2 protein-coding genes are annotated in these 3,678 nt (G+C 62.2%); one reads left to right on the top strand and one right to left on the bottom strand.

Translation table 11 applies throughout. The features are described from left to right. Positions 1–224 precede the first annotated feature (224 nt). Complete coding sequence (locus ACO59D_RS07460) at positions 225–1,667, bottom strand: glycoside hydrolase family 1 protein (RefSeq protein ID WP_485126451.1); 1,443 nt, start codon at positions 1,665–1,667, stop codon at positions 225–227. 1,548 nt (positions 1,668–3,215) lie between these two features. Here ACO59D_RS07460 and ACO59D_RS07465 point away from each other — a divergent pair. Further along, complete coding sequence (locus ACO59D_RS07465) at positions 3,216–3,548, top strand: MazG nucleotide pyrophosphohydrolase domain-containing protein (RefSeq protein ID WP_485126452.1); 333 nt, start codon at positions 3,216–3,218, stop codon at positions 3,546–3,548. Positions 3,549–3,678: the final 130 nt, after the last annotated feature.

A 3,678-nucleotide genomic window follows, 5' to 3' on the forward strand; every position in this document is an offset into this window, starting at 1 on the left:
GGGCGCGGGCGGCCCTGGGGCGCGCCCAAACCCCCGCGCGGGCCCCCGCCCGCGGTCGCCGCGGGGGGCCGCCGGGCCCGGCCCCCCGGGGGGGGGCCCCCCCCCCCCCCCGCCCCCCCCACCCCTCTGCGTCCCTCGCGCACGCCTCTTGTCGCGCGCAGCTCCGTAGTCGACGAGCGTGCCATCGACGTCCGTGAGAATCACCCTGCGTGCCATGGCCTCCCCTATTCGAGCCCGTCGGCGCCGTTCGACTTGATGATCCTCTGGTAGGCGAAGAACGAGTCCTTGCGCAGGCGGGAGTAGTCGCCCGAGCCGTCATCGTGCTTGTCAACGTAGATGAAGCCATAGCGCTTGCGCATCTCGCCCGTGCCGGCCGACACGAGGTCGATTGGGCCCCACCATGTGTAGCCCATGAGGTCTACGCCGTCGGCCACGGCCTCGCGCATGGCGGCCACGTGACGCCTGAGGTAGCCGATGCGGTAGTCGTCGTGGATGGAGCCGTCCTCCTCCACCGTGTCGAGGGCGCCCATGCCGTTCTCGACCACCATCAGGGGGATCTGGTAGCGGTCGTAGATCTCGTTGAGCGAGAAGCGCAGGCCGTCCGGGTCAATCTGCCAGCCCCAGTCGGTGGACTCGAGGTAGGGGTTCACGCCGCCCATGGTCATGTTGCCCTTGGTGTCCTCGTGCTCGTGGGTGGAGACGACGTTGCTCATGTAGTAGCTGAAGGTGTAGAAGTCTATCGTGCCAGCCGCGATGTCGTCCAGGTCGCCGCCCGCAATCGCAAGCTCGACGCCCTCCTCCTCCCAGAGGCGCCTGGCGTAGCTGGGGTAGGCGCCGCGCACCTGCACGTCCGAGCAGTACCAGTTACGGGTGCGCATCTCGCGCTCGTTGAGCAGGACGTCAGCGGGATCGCAGGTCATGGCATAGGTCAGGATGAAGCAGTCCATGTTGGCAAACCTGAGGTCAGGGTAGGTCGCATGCCCGTAGCGGATCACGCGACCCGAGGCCACGAACTGGTGGTGGAGCGCCTGGTAGCGCTGCTGGGCGGTGGTGTGGGCCTCGGACGCGGGGCCCTCGAAGCCGCGGATCATGGACGTCTCGAAGAGGTTGCCCATGTCATAGGCGCCAAGGTTGATCTCGTTGAAGGTAATCCAGAGCTTCACGCGGTCGTGGTAGCGGTCGATGACCGTCTTGGCATAACGCTCGAAGAGGGCGATGAGCTCGCGACTCTCCCAGCCGTTATACTTCTCGACCAGGTGGTAGGGCATCTCGTAGTGCGAGAGCGTGACCAGTGGCTGGATGCCGCGCCCGACAAGCTCGTCGAAGACCTTGTCGTAGAAAGCGAGACCCGCCTCGTTGGGCTCGGTGTCATCGCCGTTGGGGAAGATGCGGCTCCAGGCGATTGACATGCGGAAGACGTTGAAGCCCATCTCGGCGAAAAGGGCGATGTCCTCCTTGTAGCGGTGGTAGAAGTCGATGCCGTCGTGGTTGGGGTAGAACCTGGTGGGGTCGATGCCGAGCGTGATCATGCGCGGCGTGTCCACCGTGCCGCCCAGGAAGTGATCGTCGACGGAGGGGCCGCGACCGTCCGCGTCCCAACCGCCCTCGAGCTGGTTCGCCGCCGTGGCCCCTCCCCAGAGGAAGCCGTCAGGGAACGCGCTGGCCATGCTGGTCTCCTTTCCGCCACGGGCTAGGGGCTTGGCATCTGCCCGACGCCTTGCCGCGCACGGCCCGCCGTGCGGCAGCCAGGGCCCCCTATCCAGCAACAACATCTGCCTATGAGGATACCATGGGCGCAGGCCGGCAGGGCTACGGCGGACCGCAGGCCGGTCGGCCTGAAACCAGTATGAGGCCGTTTGAGACCGGCGCAAGAGGCCTAGGAATGGCGGCGGCAAGCGCGACGAACAAGCAAGCGAGGCATAAGCCGCAGGACAGCGCCATGAAGGCCCCGAACAGGTCAGAGGCGGCGCCTTCCGCAACGTTGTACTCGCTTGCATACATTGCCTCAGTCGGCTTGCACGGGTTGACAAGAAACGTGGCGGGCATCCCCCACGCCAAGGTGCTCCCGACCCTTCCCCACTGGGCCCTCGATCGGCGCTTGCAGCCGACGGCTCAGAGGAACAGTGGCCGGCGACGGCGCGGGTGACGCTGCCGCCCCACTCGTCGGCCTTGTGCGTCTGGCCCTGGTAGTCAAACATGGTGGTGAACAGGTATGTGGTGGACCTGCCAACATGCACGGTGCGGGAACCGGTGATTGTGGCCATTATCTGTGCCATGCAGCGCCCGCACACGAGGATTGCCCTGTCGATACCCCAAGCGAACGCATAGGTGCCAAGGCTCGCAAGTCCCACGAGCATGTACGCGAGCGCGACACCCCCACTCGCGACCTCGGGGACGGCAAGAATCGCAGGAAGGTCGATGGCATCCACCGCCATAAGGAGCCTCCATCCCGTGCCCCGCTTCCGCAGGAGCCCTTCTCGCACCATCTCGAAGAAAAGGCCGATAAGGGACAGGAGCATGAAGGTGCAGAGAGGGCGGGCACCCATACCGGAGATAGACCCATCCGTCCTCCCCTCTTGGCCGTAGGACCGTAGCAGCCTACTCCCTACATCTCCTCCCGAGGACGGCGGAAGAGACGATTGCGGGGCGCGCAAGTGCCATCATGCATGCTCACAGCCCAGGATTGGCGGCATCGGCCGTCTATGGGGGCGGATGGCGATCTCTGCTCCGCTACCTGCGCGGACTCCTCGGACTTCGGCGCAGGCGAATCGTTCTGCGCCTGTTCCTATTGGGCCTGGTTCTGCTGCGCCTGATACTGCTGGCCTGATATTGCAATTGCAGGATCAGCGTGATTGCATCGCCATCGGATGCCGCGAAGTCCCCTGCGCCTGGCAGCGTTCAATCACGTCCCCGGGAAAGAAGCTGGGTCAATTAACAATCTCATTCGAGCACAGTGGGCATCCCTCAAGCCTAAGCAGAACATGTTCTGATAAGTCCCGGGCATGCTCTTCCTCTACGCGAGGAGATAGCTTCCAGGTTCTGCACGAACTTCGACAGCACTTGGTGGGTCTTCGATAACTCTTTGTTAAGGATCGTATCCCATGCCCTGGGAGCTGAGCGAGATAGACATAACTTCCAAATGCCGATTTTGGCCAAGGGGCGGTGGCCTGCGTTTGTCACAAAGGAGGGACCTATGAAAAAACGAACAAGTTGAGTTGCTGCGAAAGCTGACAAAGGAGGCTTCGCTGGGAACAATACAGGCTTATTTGGAATCCTGCTTTTCCTTGCGCGGTTTTGACGGTCAAGGGGTAAAGGAAAAAATGCTCTTGCTGCTCGAAGAGGTTGGCGAACTTGCAAAAGCGATTAGAAAAGAGGACGCATCGAGTTCAATTGACTATACGCACATAGCCAGCTATGACTCGGTCGAATCGGAGGTTGCCGACGTTTTCATCGTGCTTGTGTCGTTGTGCAATTTGCTTCACATAGATTTGTACGATGCGTTCTTGGAGAAAGAGAAGGTAAATGTGGAGCGTAATTGGAGCAGATGACTGATGACGGACAATCAGGCGTAGCTCATTCTGGCTCTAGGTGTCTTGAACGGCGGCATAAGGACGGAGCGTGCAACTAGACACAACTTCCGGGGTTTCTAGGTAGCACCATCAGCCCTTGTGACCGGGT

The sequence above is a fragment of the Tractidigestivibacter sp. genome (assembly GCF_057241865.1).

What these genes read in the sequence shown, in the direction of transcription:
- ACO59D_RS07460 (WP_485126451.1), bottom strand. Translation starts at nt 1,667, where the DNA reads ATGGCCAGCGCGTTCCCTGACGGCTTCCTCTGGGGAGGGGCCACGGCG.